Annotated in this window: 15 protein-coding genes, 1 tRNA gene and 1 pseudogene; 6 read left to right on the forward strand and 11 right to left on the reverse strand. The window is 65.5% G+C overall.

Annotation, left to right across the window (positions count from 1 at the left end; genetic code table 11):
• Nucleotides 1-5: 5 nt before the first annotated feature.
• The gene (hda, locus tag QCE69_RS02120; protein WP_309931523.1) at nucleotides 6-785 is read right to left on the reverse strand and encodes a DnaA regulatory inactivator Hda; all 780 of its coding nucleotides are present in this window, start codon (nucleotides 783-785) and stop codon (nucleotides 6-8) included.
• A gap of 274 nt (nucleotides 786-1,059) precedes the next feature.
• Here hda and purM point away from each other — a divergent pair, with 274 nt between their 5' ends.
• Entirely contained in the window at nucleotides 1,060-2,115 is a 1,056-nt protein-coding gene (gene purM, locus QCE69_RS02125; protein ID WP_309929217.1) for a phosphoribosylformylglycinamidine cyclo-ligase, read from the forward strand.
• 85 nt (nucleotides 2,116-2,200) lie between these two features.
• On the opposite strand, the gene QCE69_RS02130 is transcribed toward purM, so the two are convergent.
• From QCE69_RS02130 to mutL, 4 genes and pseudogenes are all read right to left on the reverse strand, one after another.
• Complete coding sequence (locus QCE69_RS02130) at nucleotides 2,201-2,476, reverse strand: DUF86 domain-containing protein (protein ID WP_409021192.1); 276 nt, start codon at nucleotides 2,474-2,476, stop codon at nucleotides 2,201-2,203.
• Between the two features lie 45 nt (nucleotides 2,477-2,521).
• Nucleotides 2,522-2,765: pseudogene (locus QCE69_RS39475) on the reverse strand (nucleotidyltransferase family protein).
• Nucleotides 2,766-2,810: 45 nt separating this feature from the next.
• On the reverse strand, nucleotides 2,811-3,758 hold the full coding sequence (miaA, locus tag QCE69_RS02135; RefSeq protein ID WP_309929220.1) for a tRNA (adenosine(37)-N6)-dimethylallyltransferase MiaA: 948 nt from the start codon (nucleotides 3,756-3,758) through the stop codon (nucleotides 2,811-2,813).
• Nucleotides 3,755-5,737 carry a DNA mismatch repair endonuclease MutL gene (mutL, locus tag QCE69_RS02140; RefSeq protein WP_309929222.1) on the reverse strand — a complete coding sequence of 661 codons (1,983 nt, stop codon included), beginning with the start codon at nucleotides 5,735-5,737 and terminating at the stop codon, nucleotides 3,755-3,757. The genes miaA and mutL overlap by 4 nt, the downstream gene beginning before the upstream one ends.
• 190 nt (nucleotides 5,738-5,927) lie before the next feature.
• On the opposite strand from mutL, the gene QCE69_RS02145 reads away from it, so the two are divergent.
• The 4 genes from QCE69_RS02145 to QCE69_RS02160 all read left to right on the forward strand — a co-directional run bounded on the left by QCE69_RS02145 (nucleotide 5,928) and on the right by QCE69_RS02160 (nucleotide 8,752).
• Nucleotides 5,928-6,590, forward strand: coding sequence for a DedA family protein (locus QCE69_RS02145; RefSeq protein WP_309913937.1), 663 nt, complete (start codon nucleotides 5,928-5,930; stop codon nucleotides 6,588-6,590).
• 202 nt (nucleotides 6,591-6,792) lie between these two features.
• Nucleotides 6,793-7,752, forward strand: coding sequence for a peptidoglycan DD-metalloendopeptidase family protein (locus QCE69_RS02150; RefSeq protein ID WP_309929225.1), 960 nt, complete (start codon nucleotides 6,793-6,795; stop codon nucleotides 7,750-7,752).
• Between the two features lie 35 nt (nucleotides 7,753-7,787).
• Complete coding sequence (locus QCE69_RS02155) at nucleotides 7,788-8,348, forward strand: hypothetical protein (protein WP_309913943.1); 561 nt, start codon at nucleotides 7,788-7,790, stop codon at nucleotides 8,346-8,348.
• A 17-nt stretch (nucleotides 8,349-8,365) separates the two neighbouring features.
• Entirely contained in the window at nucleotides 8,366-8,752 is a 387-nt protein-coding gene (locus QCE69_RS02160; protein ID WP_309929227.1) for a hypothetical protein, read from the forward strand.
• Nucleotides 8,753-9,130: 378 nt separating this feature from the next.
• On the opposite strand, the gene QCE69_RS02165 is transcribed toward QCE69_RS02160, so the two are convergent.
• Both QCE69_RS02165 and QCE69_RS02170 read right to left on the reverse strand, forming a co-directional pair.
• On the reverse strand, nucleotides 9,131-9,610 hold the full coding sequence (locus QCE69_RS02165; RefSeq protein WP_309913948.1) for a hypothetical protein: 480 nt from the start codon (nucleotides 9,608-9,610) through the stop codon (nucleotides 9,131-9,133).
• Between the two features lie 138 nt (nucleotides 9,611-9,748).
• A complete protein-coding gene (locus QCE69_RS02170) occupies nucleotides 9,749-10,417 on the reverse strand; it encodes a glycine zipper 2TM domain-containing protein (protein WP_309929229.1) in 669 nt (222 codons plus the stop codon).
• A 217-nt stretch (nucleotides 10,418-10,634) separates the two neighbouring features.
• Between QCE69_RS02170 and QCE69_RS02175 the strand changes: the two genes are divergently transcribed.
• Nucleotides 10,635-10,961, forward strand: a complete 327-nt coding sequence (locus QCE69_RS02175) for a hypothetical protein (RefSeq protein WP_309929232.1) — start codon at nucleotides 10,635-10,637, stop codon at nucleotides 10,959-10,961.
• A gap of 288 nt (nucleotides 10,962-11,249) precedes the next feature.
• Here QCE69_RS02175 and QCE69_RS02180 read toward each other — a convergent pair.
• From QCE69_RS02180 to QCE69_RS02195, 4 genes are all read right to left on the reverse strand, one after another.
• Nucleotides 11,250-11,326 (reverse strand) — tRNA-Met (locus QCE69_RS02180).
• 81 nt (nucleotides 11,327-11,407) lie between these two features.
• Nucleotides 11,408-13,066, reverse strand: coding sequence for an MFS transporter (locus QCE69_RS02185; protein WP_309913957.1), 1,659 nt, complete (start codon nucleotides 13,064-13,066; stop codon nucleotides 11,408-11,410).
• 237 nt (nucleotides 13,067-13,303) lie between these two features.
• Nucleotides 13,304-14,884, reverse strand: a complete 1,581-nt coding sequence (locus QCE69_RS02190) for a sensor histidine kinase N-terminal domain-containing protein (protein WP_309929234.1) — start codon at nucleotides 14,882-14,884, stop codon at nucleotides 13,304-13,306.
• 5 nt (nucleotides 14,885-14,889) lie between these two features.
• A complete protein-coding gene (locus tag QCE69_RS02195; protein WP_309929236.1) occupies nucleotides 14,890-15,624 on the reverse strand; it encodes a response regulator transcription factor in 735 nt (244 codons plus the stop codon).
• Between the last annotated feature and the right edge of the window lie 219 nt (nucleotides 15,625-15,843).

Consider the following 15,843-nt stretch of genomic DNA (forward strand, 5'->3'; position numbering starts at 1 on the left):
GCATTTTACTTGAAGCGGGTCGGATCGTTGTCCGGGGCGGCGGGCGGCGCATCCGGACCGGACGGCTCGCCGGGCAGGTCGGCCGGCGCGCCGCGTCCGCCCTGTTGCAGCATGGCGCGCAGCAGCGGGCGCGTCACCGCGCGTTTCTGTTCGAGCGAGAAGCGGTCGAGTTCGTCGAGCAGCGCCATCAGGCTCGGCATGTCGCGGCGAAAATGCGTGAGCAGGTAGCCCGGCACGTCGTCCGCCAGCACGATGCCGCGCTCGCGCGCCGCGTGCTTCAGCACGGCGGCCTTGGCGTCGTCGGAGAGCGGCTGGAGATGGAACACGAGACCCCAGCCGAGCCGCGTGCGCAGGTCTTCGCGCACCGTGAGCGCGAGCGGCGCGTCGTTGCCGGTTGCGACCAGCGCGCTCAGCGGATGCGCGCGCACTTCGTTGAACAGGTTGAAGAGGGCGATCTGCTGGGCGGGTGAAAGGACATCGCAATCGTCGACGGCATAGAGCGTCACGCGCGGATCGAAGTTGAACGCGTTGAGGGCGCTTTGCGGGCTCATATAGCGCGCGTGGCCGCTGGCTTCGTGGATCAGCGCCTGCAGCAGGTGACTGCGGCCGCTGCCCGGCTCGCCCCAGATATAGAACGTGCGGTCGGCGACCGGTCCGGCCGCGAGCGCGCCTTCGAGGTCGCGCAGCCGCGAAATCAGTTCGTGATTGCCGGCGGCGAAGAAGTTGGCGAAGGTGGCGGGCGGCGGCGTGCCGAGATCGAGCGTCAGTTGGCGTTGCACGGGAATCGGAGTCGTCGGGCCTGGGGTCGGGCAGGTTTCGAAACGTGCGGCCAGGCCGCGCGGGTGCGCGACGCGGGCAGGCGGCGCGGATGAGCGACGCGGTGGTGCAGGATAACCGCCGCCGGCCGTGCGCGCGCCGTAACGGGCACGACGCGCGGCCGCGCCGGAGTCCGGGGCGCCGTTGCCGCAGCGATGCTCGCGCGTGGCAACAGCGTGAGAATCGGTCGGCGGGTCATCATCGGGTAAAATCGCATTTTACCGACCTTCTCGCACCTCCCCCATGAATCAGCCGAAATCCACCCCGGAAACCCAAGGTTTGTCTTACCGCGACGCGGGCGTGGACATCGACGCCGGCGACGCGCTCGTCGATCGCATCAAGCCCTTTGCCAAGAAGACGTTGCGTGATGGCGTGCTGGGCGGCATCGGCGGATTCGGCGCGCTGTTCGAGGTGCCGAAGAAGTACAAGGAGCCGGTGCTCGTGTCGGGCACGGACGGCGTCGGCACCAAGCTGCGTCTCGCGTTCACGCTGAACCGCCACGACACCGTGGGCCAGGATCTCGTCGCGATGAGCGTCAACGACATCCTCGTGCAGGGCGCCGAGCCGTTGTTCTTCCTCGATTACTTCGCCTGCGGCAAGCTGGACGTGGACACGGCAGCGGACGTCGTGAAGGGCATCGCGCGGGGTTGCGAACTGGCGGGCTGTGCGCTGATCGGTGGCGAGACGGCGGAAATGCCAGGCATGTATCCCGACGGCGAATACGACCTCGCGGGTTTCGCGGTGGGCGCGGTGGAGAAGAGCAAGATCATCGACGGCAGCACGATCAAGCCGGGCGACGTGTTGCTGGGGCTGGCGTCGAGCGGCATCCATTCGAACGGCTATTCGCTGGTGCGCAAGATCATCGAGCGCGCGAATCCGGACCTGAACGCCGACTTCGACGGCCGCACGCTCGCCGACGCGCTGATGGCGCCCACGCGCATCTACGTGAAGCCGCTGTTGCAGGCGATGCAGAGCATCACGGTGAAGGGCATGGCGCACATCACCGGCGGCGGGCTGGTGGAGAACATTCCGCGCGTGCTGCGCGACGGGCTGACGGCGGAACTGGATCACCGCGCCTGGCCGTTGCCGCCGCTGTTCGCGTGGCTGCAGAAGCATGGCGGCGTCGCGGATGCGGAGATGCATCGGGTGTTCAACTGCGGTATCGGCATGGCGGTGATCGTCGCGGCGGAAGATGCGGAAGCGGCCATCGGTCTGTTGTCGGGCGCGGGCGAGCAGGTCTGGAAGATCGGCGTCGTGCGCGAAAGTCAGGCGGGCGAGGCGCAGACGGTGGTGGTTTGAGGCTGGTTGCCCAGTCAGAACGAGAGAAACCCTCGCGCTTTGCGAGGGTTTTTTGTTTGTGCGTTGCCGTTTCAGATACCTCGCACTATTCGAGCGGCTGAGCCAAGCGGCGCTCCAGATCGGGCAAGGCTGTCTGTACCGTTTCCCAGACGATGTCCAGGTTAGTGTCGAAGTACCCATGGGTCATGCGGTTCCGCATATCGCGCAGCTTCTTCCACGGAACCGCGGCATTGGCCTGCGCGAACGCCGGGAATTCTGTTTCGATCTGAACCGCCGCCTCTCCGATCACGATGAGATTCAAAATGACGGCTTGCTGGATCATGGGCGTTTCCATGAACTCGGCCTTGTCCATGCGCGCGATGTACTCGCGCGCCGTTCGAGAGACGCAATTGCCGCTGTTTCGCGTTCATAAAGACAGCGCCTCGTCGAGCACGTCGCGGCGGAATTTCGGCGGCGAGTCCTGGGGGCGTCACAACGTCTACCGACACGCCGAGCAAGTCCTCCAGCTCAACCTGAATGGCGCCGAGATCGAGCAATGTGGCGCCTGGCAGCGCATCGACGAGAAGGCCGAGATCGCTTTCGTCGCCGTGCAGTACCGAGCCGAATACGCGAGCATTGGCGGCGTGATTCGTCGTGACGATGCGCAGAATGTCCTGTCGATGTGCGCGCGGCGCCTCAAGACCAAGTCAAGCGGATCAGAGTGCCGCCGCCCGCTCCAGCGCCTCCATCGCCCTTTCCGGCGCATCCGCCGCGCAACAATCCACCACGACCCGCTCCGGCATCCCGCGCAGCCAGGTCAACTGCCGCTTGCACAGTTGACGCGTCGCGAACACGCCCTTGTCGCGCATCTCGTCGTAGGGCGTCGCGCCATCGAGGTATTCCCACGCCTGCCGATACCCGACGCAGCGCATCGACGGCATCGACAGATCGAGATCGCCGCGCGCGCGCAGGCGCTTCACTTCGTCGATGAAACCGTGCGCCAGCATCGCATCGAAGCGCGCCTCGATGCGCGCGTGCAGCACCGCCCGGTCCGATGGCTCCAGCGCCACCGGCACGAAGCGCCAGCGCATGTCCCGCTCGACCACGCGCGGCGCGGCGAGCAACGCGGACATCGGCTGGCCGGTCAGCATGTGAATTTCGAGCGCGCGCTGGATGCGCTGTGAATCGTTCGGCGCGAGCCGTGCTGCCGTGTCCGGATCGAGCGCCGCGAGACGTGCGTGCAGCGCGGGCCAGCCGTCGCGTTCGGCGTCGGCATCGAGGGCGGCGCGCACCGCGGGATCGGCGCCCGGCAGATCGTTGAGGCCCTGCGTCAGCGCCTTGAAGTAGAGCATCGTGCCGCCGACCAGCAACGGCAGCCGGCCGCGCGCGACGATTTCCTCGACCAGCCGCAGCGTATCGGCGCGAAACTGCGCGGCGGAGTAGGACTCGGCCGGATCGATGATGTCGATCAGATGATGCGGCGCCGCCACGCGCTCTTCGGCGCTCGGCTTCGCCGTACCGACATCCATCTCGCGATACACCAGCGCCGAATCCACACTGATGATCTCGACCGGATGCCGCGCCGCGAACGCGAGCGCGGCGGCAGTCTTGCCGGACGCCGTCGGTCCGAGCAGACAGGCTACGGGCAGGGCGGCAGCGCTCATTGTCCGCGCATGAAGAGGCGGTCGAGATCCGCGAGCGTCAGCTGGAACCAGGTCGGCCGCCCGTGGTTGCACTGATCCGCGCGCTCCGTCGCTTCCATCTGGCGCAGCAGCGCGTTCATTTCGTCGAGCGTCAGGCGGCGGTTCGCCCGCACCGCGTTGTGGCACGCGAGCGTGCCGAGCAGTTCGTGCTGGCGCTCGGTCAGCACGCGCGAGCCGCCGTAGGCATGCAGGTCGGCGAGCACGGCGTGCGCGAGCGTCTGCAGATCGGCGTCCTTCAGCAACGCGGGCACGGCGCGGATCGCGATGGAAGTCGGCGAGAGCACCGCAAGATCGAAGCCGAGCGCATCGAGCGTCTCTTTCTCTTCCTCGACGATGCCGATTTCCACCGGTTCCGCCGTCATCGACACCGGAATCAGCAGCGGCTGCACCGCGACGGTGTGATCGGCGAGGGCATGCTTGAACTGTTCGTAGAGAATGCGTTCGTGGGCCGCGTGCATGTCGACGAGGACAAGCCCGCGCGCGTTCTGCGCCAGCACATAGATGCCATGGATCTGCCCGACCGCGAAGCCGAGCGGCTGGTCGTCGGCCTGCGTGGAAGCGGCGGGTCCGTAGGCGGGCGTAGCGCTGTCGCTGGCCCATACGGGCGCTTGCGCGGAGGTCGGGTAGGGCGTGTCACGGTTCTCCGGCGGCGTCGTTGCGCTCGAGGTGCCCGCGTCCTTGCGCCCGAACAGCGCGTCGTACAGCGCCAGCGGCTGCGCGACCGGCAGGGTGCCCTGCGTCATGCGCGACTGGCGCAGCCAGTTCGTGCCGTTCTCACTCGTGCTCCCCGTACCTCGCGTGGCGAGCGGATCGTTGCCTGCAAACGGCTTCGCGCTGAACGACGCCGGACCGGTTGTCTGCAATTGCGCCGCGTGTCCGCCCGAAGTCGTTTCCGGCGATGCGCCCGCGTGCCGTGCCAGCGCCCGCTGCACGGCATGGAACACGTACTGGTGAATCGAGCGTGAATCGCGGAAGCGCACCTCGATCTTCGAGGGATGCACGTTCACATCGACGGATTCGGGCGGCAGATCCAGAAACAGCACGTAGGCGGGGTAACGATTGCCGTGCAGCACGTCTTCGTAGGCGGCGCGCACCGCGTGGGTCAGCAGCTTGTCGCGCACGAAGCGGCCGTTGACGAAGAAGTATTGCTGGTCGGCGCGGCCGCGGCTGGCGGTGGGCAGGCCCGCGCAGCCGTAGACGGCGAGCGGCCCGGCGCGTTCGTCGAGCGGCAGGTGCGCGGTTTCGAAGACCTCGCCCAGGATCTTCGCGACGCGCGTTTGCGGATCGGTGGCGTTCCAGTGTTCGACGGCACGGCCGTTGTGCATCACCGAGATCGCCACGTCCGGGCGCGCCAGCGCCGTGCGGCGTATCACGTCCAGGCAATGGCCCAGTTCGGTCTGTTCGCTTTTCAGAAACTTGCGGCGCGCAGGCGTGTTGAAATACAGCTCGCGCACTTCCATGGTCGTGCCGGTCGTGCCCGCCGCGGGCGACAGCACGCCGGTCTGGGCATCGATGCGGGTGGCGTGCGGGCAGGCGTCGGTGCGGCTCGTGATGAACAACTCGGCCACCGAGGCAATCGACGCAATCGCTTCGCCGCGAAACCCGAGCGTGGCAACCGCTTCGAGGTCGGCAAGCGAGCGGATCTTGCTGGTCGCATGGCGCAGCAGCGCGAGCGGCAGTTCGCCGGGTGGCATGCCGCAGCCGTCATCGGCGACGACGATGCGCTTGACGCCGCCTTCGTCGAGCGTGATGCGCAGCGTCCGGGCGCCGGCATCGAGGGCATTTTCGAGCAGTTCCTTGACCACCGACGCCGGCCGTTCCACCACTTCGCCCGCGGCGATCTGGCTGATGAGCTGGTCGGGCAGCGGCGCGATGCCGCGCGAACGGCGCGGGGCATCCGCGGTCAAAGCGGCGGCGGAGGGTTCGTTGAGGTCGGCCATGGCGAAATTATAGCGATTCGCCCGTAGCCGCCCCGACGTCGGCCGTTTCGCCCAGACGCCTGAACGCGTGCCCCACTGCGTGCTTTTTAACTGACGCGACGCGGCACTTCGGTATCATGGCGCGACTCCCTTTTCCGACCCCCGGATGCGCCGCTCGCCGCGGCCACTGGACTTCTTTCGAGGAACGCTTTTGGACACGCTGCTGCAATTCCTGGGACTCATCCTGCACATCGACAAGTCGCTGGGGGTCTTCATCCAGAGCTACGGCGCCTGGGTCTACGCGGTGTTGTTCCTGATCGTATTCTGCGAGACCGGGCTTGTTGTGTTCCCGTTCCTGCCGGGCGATTCGCTGCTGTTCATCGGCGGCGCGTTTGCCGCGTCCCACGAGATGAATCTGCTGGCGCTGATCGCGCTGCTGCTGATCGCCGCCGTCACCGGCAACACGCTGAACTACTGGATCGGCCGCGCCATCGGGCCGAAGGTCTTCGACACCAACATCCCCGTGCTCGAACGCTTCCTCGACCGCGCCGCGCTGCAGAAGACGCACAACTTCTACGAGCGTCATGGCGGCAAGACCATCGTCATTGCGCGTTTCGTGCCGGTGGTCCGGACGTTTGCGCCGTTCGTCGCGGGTGTGTCCGGCATGAGCCACGCGCGCTTCCAGTTGTTCAACGTGCTGGGCGCGCTGTTCTGGGTGCTGCTGCTCGTACTGCTCGGCTACTTCTTCGGCAACATTCCGTTCATCAAGCAGTATCTGAATGTGATCGTGCTGGTGGGGATCGGCGCGGCGATCGTGCCGGTATTGCTCGGCGCATTGTGGAAAATGAGCCGGCGGCGCAACTCCAAGGCCTGAGGGCCCGGCACGCGCTCACGGAGCCGGACGATGCGTGTCGTTTGCCGCATTTGAACGAATTCGCTCCGCCAATGTTTTATGCTGGCGAAGTTTGTGCTGTTCCAGCAATCGGGATCCGCGCGGCGCAGGTGGCATGAGCGGCGCGCGGCAGGCAGCCGCGTGCCGACGCGGTCGCAAGTCAGAAAAGTTCAAGACTAAAAGCATGAGAAAGCAGGTGGTGATGCACATGGAAGCGTTCGGAATGCAGGCGGCGCGGGGATCGAACACGCATCGTTCGATCATGAGAACGCTGCTAGCAGCGGGGATGGCGGCCGGTCTGGCCGCGTGTTCGTCGACGCCGCGCACGCCGGCGCCGATCGTCGAAAGTTCGGTGAGCAGTGCGCCGCCGGTCGTGCAGAGCCCGTCTGCGGGCGTGACGACCGCGCCAGCCGTGCCGCTCGCGGCGCCTGTCGTTGCGCCGCTTGCGCCGACAGCGCCGGTCGAAGCGGGCTTCTATCGGGTCAAGCCGGGCGACACGCTCTATGGCATCTCGCGCACTTTCAAGCAGCAACCCGCCGATCTGATCACGTGGAACCATCTGCCCGAGAGCAAGCAGGTCAACATCGGACAGGTGTTGCGGGTCATGCCGCCGGGCTCGACAGGCGTTGCTTCGGCAACTGCGTCTTCATCGACGGTGAAGTCGGCGCAGCCGCCGCTCCTGTCGACGCCCGACAAGTCAGCGGCCGCGAAGCCTGCCCAGGCCCCTGCCCCGGCCACGGAACATGCGAGCACCAGCAGCGCCCCCGTAGGCAAGGGCACTTTCGCGTGGCCTGCGCACGGTGACGTCGTCCGCAAGTTCGGGGCGAGCGGCAACAAGGGTATCGACATCGAAGGCAAGGTCGGCCAGCCGGTCAAGGCCGCGGCGGCCGGCAAGGTCGTGTATGCGGGCAGCGGCTTGCGCTCGTATGGCCGCATGATCATCGTCAAGCACGGCAACGACTATCTCACCGCCTACGCCTACAACGAAAAGCTGCTCGTGAAGGAAGGCGATACCGTCAAGCAGGGCGCGACCATCGCCGACATGGGTACCGGCCCGAGCGGCACGCCGGCGCTGCACTTCGAAGTGAGAAAGGCGGGTGCCGCCATCGATCCGATGCCGCTGCTGGGCTCGGCCGGCGGCTGATTCCGCGCGTGGACACGCGGGCGAGGGGAGCGGAGATGAGAAAGATCGTGTGCAGCGTGTTGGTCGCGGTATCGGCTGCGGTGCTGCTGTCGGGCTGCGATCAGCAATCTGGCGAGGATGCAGTGAACAAGCTCAAGGCGTTCTTCAATGCGGTGAAGCCGGACACGCTGCTGCTCAAGAACCTGCAGCCGGGCGTCACGACCGAGGCGCAGATCCGCGACCAGATGGGCGAGCCCGAGACCGAGCGGAATTTCACCGACGGCAGCAAGCGCCTCGAATATCCGCGCGGTCCCGCCGGCACGAATACCTATATGGTCGACCTCGATGCCAACGGCCGCTTCGTGTCCGTCACTCAGGTCCTGACGGCCGCGAACTTCGCGAAGGTTCGTCCCGGCATGACCATGGACGAAGCCCGCAGGCTGCTGGGCAAGCCGACGACCATCGCCGAATATCCGCTCAAGAAGGAGCGCGTGTGGAGCTGGCACTGGCTGGAGGACGGCGTGAACCAGGACGCGATGTTCAATGCGCACTTCGGTCCGGACGGCACGGTGGTGACGACCTCGCGCTCCGAGTCGATCCGCGGCGGTCAGCACTGACCGCTGCCTTGCATCCCATGGCACGCCTGGACAAGCGCAACGCGTATCGTCAGCCGATGGCGGCAGCGGCGCGTTATCGGGAACGCGCGGCGAGTGGAGCGAACCCGGATGCCTCCGTGCTGTGGACGTGTACGTGCGGACATGCGTGGGATGCATCGCCCGAATCGGCGCAGAACGTGCGGTGCATGAACTGCGCATTGCAGCGTCGCGATGCGGCCACGCGGCGCCTGCGCGACATGGCGCAGGCACGCGGCGGCGTGCTGCTTTCACCGTGCTATGTCGACGACGCCACGCCGCTTCAATGGCAGTGCGCGTTCGGTCATGTCTGGAGCGCCCGGGCGGAGCTTGCGCCGCGTGTCTGGTGCACGGAATGCGCGCGGCGGATGTTTTCGCGGTATCGCTGAATTTGTTTGGTTGTTCAGCGTTGACTTCAGCGTGACAGCAAAAGAAAAAGCCGGCGTGAGCCGGCTTTTGAACATCGTTTTGTCGGAGCGTCGGCTTGTTTGCCCGCGACTCACAGGGCCGTTGTCAAAAGCATGCGCGTGTTGTTGTTGTGATCCGGCTTGTGCGCTTTGCTTCCATCAACGAACCGTTCGAGTGCCGCCCATCCTGTTTCTCGGTCTCTCAGCGCGCCGTACTGCTTCCCCCCGTGCGCTAAGGACAAGTATCGTGAGCGTTCATTCGTCTGACTGTTCGGTCGCAAACATTTGTTCCGGTTGCTGCATGTTTTCCGGGAAAGTACGGATGTCATGTGTTGCGAACACGCCACCGTTCTTTTTCCATCACGCAGGTTGAGCGCGCTTGAGGCCCGAGCGCATGCTCGCGGCGAGCAGCGATTGCGTGACCATCCGGGCTTCCGCCTGGGCGATGTGCTCGAGCGTCGCTTCCTCCAGTTGCTGACCGAAGAGCGCGAGCGCCGTGCAGAGTTGAGCGTGGGCGTCGGCATCGAGGATCCACGCGCCTTCGGCTGAGTGATGCGTATCGAGTGCGACGAGCGCTTCGTGTGCGACCGTGATGGCGTCGGCGCAATCGGCTGCGTGGCCCAGCTGACACAGTTCCTCGGCAACCAGAAGGTGACGGCACAGCGTCATGAAGAGCGTCTGCGAGCCGTGGCCGCGATCGAATGCATCGAGTGCGGCGTAACACTGCAACAGCATGCCGTCGATCATCGGCTCGCGCGCCGCGCGGCTGTACGTCAGCGAGCGGAGCAACGGCGACATGGCCGGACGGCCGGATTTCATGCTGGTCGATTTCTTCTTCACAGAAGCACTCCCGATAGAGTTTCTCGCGTAGGCCGGCGCGTTGCGCGACGCCGGGACGCGGGTTGCGCGGATGCATTCGACATGAATGCATCTTCGCACCGGAAAATTAGGCTTGTCTTAAGCGTTGAGTCTTTTGTTTCAGGCGGGCGTCAAGGTCTCGCCCGACACGCGCACCTTCTGGCCGACGGCCACGCCCGGCGCGGCGTCGTAGTTGAAGCTGCGCACATTGCCGTCGTTCATGCGGACTTGCACCTGATAGGTGGTGGACTTGTGAACGACGTGCTCGATCTGGTTGCCCGCGAGGCCTCCGCCGATCGCGCCGAGAATCGTCGCCGCCGTGCGGCCGCGGCCATTGCCGATCTGCGTGCCCGCGAGGCCGCCGACCACCGCGCCGCCGATCGCGCCGATGCCCGTCGACGGCTGCGCGGTCTGCACGGCGTTGACGGCGGTCACCTGGCCGGCGTAGGGATCGTAGGCGGGGACGGGATTCTGTGCAGGCTGGACGGTCTCGCGAACCGGCTCGACGGCGCGCGCGGGATTCACGTGATGTCCGCGTACTGCGCGCGGCAGGGGGGTGTTCTTCTGGCTCGCTGGCTGCGACGGTGCGGTTCCCGCAACTTGCGCATCGACGAGCGGTGAGGCCGTGACGGTGGTCGCGGTCGCTTTCGACGACGGCAGCAGCCCGGTCATCGCCGCGATGCCGGTGCCGCACGCAAGGATCACCGACACGGCCGCAGCCGCGACCAGCGGATGAATGCGCGACGCTTTCGTCGGGACGTCGGACTGGATCTGGGGAAGGGCGTTCATGGCGGTGACTCCGGTTGTCGGCATGCGAAGCGCGGGTGCCTGTCTGCCATAAACGCGATGCCGCGCGCGCGGTGGACGCGGGAGGTGTGACATTTGTAAGCAAACGTCGTGGGGATGCCTTTGCGAGCCCGTCATTCGTTGGCTCGTATCAGCGTGTGAGAATCGAGCGCGGCATTGATGTCCGCCAACTGGAACGACTGACACCGAGCTTCAAAACATGTCAAGGCACGAAGAAGACGAGTTTGAGATTGTCGAGAACCCTGATTACGTCCGGGTCATGCCGGAGTACACGTCGAACGGCATATGGCATTTCGATGGCATGCACATGGATCCGGAAGAACTTCCGGTGTCAGATGATCTGAAGGCGCGGCTTGAGCAGTGGGCCGACTGGTACAACATCAACGATGATTTCAATCCGCCGGAGGAGCGTCGGAACCGGTTGGACTGGACCAAATTCAATGCGGAGGGAGTCGCGATTGCGCGCGCTATCAAGCAGGCGCTGCCCGCTTGGACCGTGGTCTGGTGGGATGAGAAAAATTCTTAGCGAGCTTGTGAACTTGGGCGAGACGCCGCAGCGCAGTCTCTATGCATTTGAAGTGACGTCGGACGGCACGCTTGAACCTCTGGAGAACGAGCCGAACAGATAGCGCGGGCACCGGCTTGGGTGGTTCAGGACGTGTTATCGGGAAGGGTAGCGGTGCCGTGTGGCAATCTGTCTTCGGGAATTGCCGGCACCTGAGACGGACGCCACACGCGCCCTACCAGAGGATCTCCGCAGCCGGAACGCAAAAAAGCCGCTGTTCCTTTCGGAACAGCGGCTTTTTCTTGAAGCTGGTGGCGAATCAGGGATTCGAACCCCGGACCTGCGGATTATGATTCCGTCGCTCTAACCGACTGAGCTAATTCGCCGAAAGACGAGATTATGCAGAGGGCGGTCCGGGCTGTCAAGCCTTCCCCTGCGATTTATTAAAACAGCCCGCCCCGGCCTCCTCAATCCTCGTGATACACGTTCGACTTGCGCGTGTCCTTCACGAACAGCATGCCGATCACGAACGTCGCCAGCGCAATCACGATCGGATACCACAGCCCCGAGTAGATGTCGCCCTTGGCCGCGACGATCGCGAAGGCCGTCGCCGGCAGGAAGCCGCCGAACCAGCCATTGCCGATGTGATACGGCAGCGACATCGACGTATAGCGGATCCGCGCCGGGAACATCTCGACCAGCATCGCCGCGATCGGCCCGTACACCATCGTCACGAAGATCACGAGGATGGTCAGCACCACGATCGCCATCGGCCAGTTGATCAGCGCCGGATCGGCCTTCGCCGGATAGCCCGCGCTTTTCAGCGTGCCGGCGAGCGTCTTGTCGAACGCGGCGCCCTGGGCCTTGGCGTCGGCGCCCTTGCCGTCATAGGTGTTGACGACCGTTTCGCCCACCTTGATCTGCGCCAGCGTGCCCGCCGGCGCCGCCACGTTCTCATAGTTCAGGCCGGCCTTCGACAGCGCGCCCTTCGCGATATCGCACGACGACGTGAACTTCGACGTGCCCACCGGATTGAACTGGAACGAGCACTCGTCCGGATTCGCGATCACGACGATCGGCGACTTGAGCGTCGCGGCCTCGAGCGTCGGATTCGTGTAGTGGGCGAGTGCCTTGAACAGCGGGAAGAACGAGAGCGCGGCGATCAGGCAGCCGGCCATGATGATCGGCTTGCGTCCGATGCGGTCCGACAGCGACCCGAAGAACACGAAGAACGGCGTGCCGATCAGCAGCGCCACGGCGACCATGATGTTCGCGCTGGTGCCGTCCACCTTGAGCGTCTGCGTGAGGAAGAACAGCGAATAGAACTGGCCCGTGTACCACACGACCGCCTGGCCCGCCGTCAGGCCGAACAGCGCCAGCAGCACGATCTTCAGGTTCTTCCACTCGCCGAACGCCTCGGTGAGCGGCGCCTTCGAGGTCTTGCCTTCGGCCTTGATGCGCTCGAACACCGGCGATTCATGCAGCTTCATCCGGATCCACACCGACACCGCGAGCAGCAGGATCGACACGAGGAACGGGATGCGCCACGCCCATGCGCCGAACTGTTCCTCGCCGACCGCCGTGCGCACCGCGAGAATCACGATCAGCGAGATGAACAGGCCGAGCGTCGCCGTGGTCTGGATCCACGCCGTCCACGCGCCACGCTTGTTCGAGGGCGCGTGCTCCGCGACATAGGTGGCCGCGCCGCCGTACTCGCCGCCGAGCGCGAGGCCCTGCAACAGACGCATCGCGATGAAGATGACCGGCGCCGCGATGCCGATGGTCGCGTAACCCGGCAGGAAGCCGATCAGGAACGTCGACAGGCCCATGATCACGATCGTCACGAGGAACGTGTACTTGCGCCCGACCATGTCGCCGAGCCGCCCGAACACGATCGCGCCGAACGGACGCACTGCAAAGCCCGCCGCGAAGCCGAGCAGGGTGAAGATGAAGCCGGCCGTCGGGTTCACGCCCGAGAAGAAGGTCTTGCTGATGTAGACGGCGAGCGAGCCCGCCAGATAGAAGTCGTACCACTCGAACACCGTCCCGAGCGACGAAGCGAAAATGACCTTCTTTTCCTCCGCCGTCATCGGTGCGTGCGAAACGCGCCCCTCAACCGTAGCCATGTACCGCCTCCTGTCCTGATCTGATTTTTCGAATACGTCGGTCCGCGACCTGGCGGTTCCGGTGCAACGATTATTGGAACGAAAACTTACGGCGTTCTGACGCGCGGCGTCAGGCCTTCAGCGCTGCCTTTGCTGGCAGAACGCAGCGATTTGACGGGATCGTGGTGCAAACGATCGTTTAATTTCGGGCAACGTCGGGCTTCCAACGCCCAAGCGAGAAAAAATCGATCCGGACGCTCAGGGTTTGTCCCGGGCAGGATAAACCCGCTGGAGGCTGACCCGTACAAGGGTTCCGGCCAGCCGGGGGCTGTCCTGATACACGTGATCCTCGATCGTGAGCGTGCCGCCGTGCATCGTCGCGATCTCCTTGACGATCGCAAGTCCGAGCCCGCTGCCGTCGCCTTCGCGCCCGAGAATCCGGTAGAAGCGCTCCACCACGCGCTCGCGCTCCGCCGCCGGAATGCCGAGCCCCGAGTCTTCTACTTCGAGATGCACGAGATCGAGGTTGTCCTCGTCCGTCCGCACGCGCACGGTGATGCGCCCGCCCGCGGGCGTGTAGCGGATCGCGTTGTCGATCAGGTTCGAGAGCATCTCCCGCAGCATCACGACATTGCCTTCCACCTCCACCGGATGAGGCGGCTCCTCATAGCCCAGGTCCATGCCCTTGGCGAGCGCAGGCTGCACCCAGTCGCGCACCGCGAGGCGCGCGAGCGCCGTCAGCTCGATACGCGCAAAGATGCCGCCCGCCGCGCGATTCTCGGCGCGCGCCAGCGCCAGCAATTGCGTGACGAGGCGGGCGGCATGTTCGGAGCTCGTCGCGATCTGTTCCAGCGAGCGCTGCACCTCCGCCGACACCTCCTGGCGCATCGCAAACTCGGCCTGCATGCGCAAGCCGGCGAGCGGCGTCTTCATCTGATGCGCGGCATCGGCGATGAAACGCTTCTGGAACTCCATGTTCTGTTCGAGCCGCGTGAGCAGATCGTTGAACGAGGCGACCAGCGGCGCGATCTCCGGCGGGGCGCGGTCGGCCTCCAGCGGCGAGAGATCGTCCGGACGGCGCGCCCGGATATTCGATTGCAGCGCATGCAGCGGCGCAAGCCCGCGCGACAGTCCGAACCACACCAGGATGATCGCGAGCGGCAGGATCACGAACTGCGGCAGGATCACGCCCTTGATGATGTCGTTGGCGAGCTGGCTGCGTTTGTCGAGCGTCTCGGCAACCTGCACCAGCACCGGCTGGGTGCTGGCCGGATCGCGTCCGGGCGCGAGTCCGGGCAGATCCACCGTCGTGTAGGCGACGCGGATGTCGTTGCCGCGCAGTACATCGTCGCGGAATTCGACGATGCCGGGCTGCGGCCGGTCGTCGTCGTGCGGCAGCGGCATGTCGCGGTCGCCGCCGACCAGCTCGCCGCGCGTGCCGAGCACCTGGAAGAACACGCTGTCGATGTTGTCGGCGCGCAGGAAGTCGCGGGTAGCGTCGGGGAGGCGCAGTTCCGCGACGCCGTTGACCGGCTGGATCTGCCGCGCCAGCACGTAGGCGTCGGCTTCGAGCGCGCGATCGAAGGGCCCGTTGGCGATCGACTTGGCGACGAGATAGGTCACTGCGATGCTCATCGGCCAGAGCAGCAGCAGCGGCGCCAGCATCCAGTCGAGAATTTCACCGAAGAGCGAGCGCGGATGCGCGTGCGCATCGGGCTCGAGCTCGTCGGGCGGCGCGAACGGGTTGGCGTAGCGCGCGTCGCGCTGGGTGTCGGAGTCGGCGGAGGCTTCAGCGGATGGCTTCTGCGCGCGCGATTCGGTGGAAGCCGACGACGCCATGCCGCCTACTTGTAGTGATGGCTGGCGGGCATCGGGTCGGCCGGCGGCTGCGGGCCCGCGCCGTTCGACGACGCGCCCGCTTTCTCCAGCGTGTAACCGAGTCCGCGTACCGTGATGATCTTCGCGCCGCTCGGCTCGATCTTCTTGCGCAGCCGGTGCACGTAGACCTCGATGGCGTTATTGCTGACTTCCTCGCCCCACTCGCACAGATGATTGACGAGCTGTTCCTTCGACACGAGCCGGCCGCTTCGCTGCAGCAGCACTTCGAGCACGCCGAGCTCGCGCGCGGACAAGTCGATGACCTGCTCGCCGATCGTCGCGATGCGTCCGACCTGGTCGAAGCTCAGCGCGCCATGCTTCACGACCGTCGGACCGCCGCCCGCGCCGCGCCGCGTCAGCGCGCGCACGCGCGCTTCGAGCTCGTTGAGCGCGAAGGGCTTGGCCATATAGTCATCTGCGCCGAGGTCCAGTCCCTTCACGCGTTCGTCGACGCTGTCGGCGGCGGTGAGGATCAGCACGGGCATCTGCGAATTGCGTGCGCGCAGGCGGCGCAGCACCTCCAGGCCGGGCATCAGCGGCAGGCCGAGATCGAGGATCAGGAGGTCGAAAGTCTGTAGCGAGAGGGCGGTATCGGCCTCGACGCCATGCTTCACATGGTCGACGGCATAGCCCGATTGGCGGAGTGATCGGACGAGACCGTCCGCGAGTATGCTGTCGTCTTCGGCAATGAGGATTCGCATCGTCGTGTGCGCCTTGGTACGCCCGCATGCGCGGCGAAGCGCAGCGGCATTGCCGGCACCGAATGTCGCCCGGCGCGGCGGTCTCCAGGTGTATCGCGGTTCTTGCGCAGGGCGTGCAACTTGGGCGACGCGGAAAAAGCAGCGTCGCACCGTTACCTGCTTGCAAAAACTACTGTTTTTTTATACAGTGTCTGCGTGCGTGTGAAAAGGCCTTTCGAG

The organism is Caballeronia sp. LZ032 (genome assembly GCF_031451315.1).
GTDB lineage: Bacteria > Pseudomonadota > Gammaproteobacteria > Burkholderiales > Burkholderiaceae > Caballeronia.

Coding starts and splice junctions, on each gene's coding strand:
- QCE69_RS02150 (WP_309929225.1), top strand. CDS start 6,793: ATGAGAAAGCAGGTGGTGATGCACATGGAAGCGTTCGGAATGCAGGCG.
- QCE69_RS02185 (WP_309913957.1), bottom strand. CDS start 13,066: ATGGCTACGGTTGAGGGGCGCGTTTCGCACGCACCGATGACGGCGGAG.
- miaA (WP_309929220.1), bottom strand. CDS start 3,758: ATGAGCGCTGCCGCCCTGCCCGTAGCCTGTCTGCTCGGACCGACGGCG.
- purM (WP_309929217.1), top strand. CDS start 1,060: ATGAATCAGCCGAAATCCACCCCGGAAACCCAAGGTTTGTCTTACCGC.
- QCE69_RS02195 (WP_309929236.1), bottom strand. CDS start 15,624: ATGCGAATCCTCATTGCCGAAGACGACAGCATACTCGCGGACGGTCTC.
- mutL (WP_309929222.1), bottom strand. CDS start 5,737: ATGGCCGACCTCAACGAACCCTCCGCCGCCGCTTTGACCGCGGATGCC.
- QCE69_RS02170 (WP_309929229.1), bottom strand. CDS start 10,417: ATGAACGCCCTTCCCCAGATCCAGTCCGACGTCCCGACGAAAGCGTCG.
- QCE69_RS02160 (WP_309929227.1), top strand. CDS start 8,366: ATGGCACGCCTGGACAAGCGCAACGCGTATCGTCAGCCGATGGCGGCA.
- QCE69_RS02155 (WP_309913943.1), top strand. CDS start 7,788: ATGAGAAAGATCGTGTGCAGCGTGTTGGTCGCGGTATCGGCTGCGGTG.
- QCE69_RS02190 (WP_309929234.1), bottom strand. CDS start 14,884: ATGGCGTCGTCGGCTTCCACCGAATCGCGCGCGCAGAAGCCATCCGCT.
- QCE69_RS02175 (WP_309929232.1), top strand. CDS start 10,635: ATGTCAAGGCACGAAGAAGACGAGTTTGAGATTGTCGAGAACCCTGAT.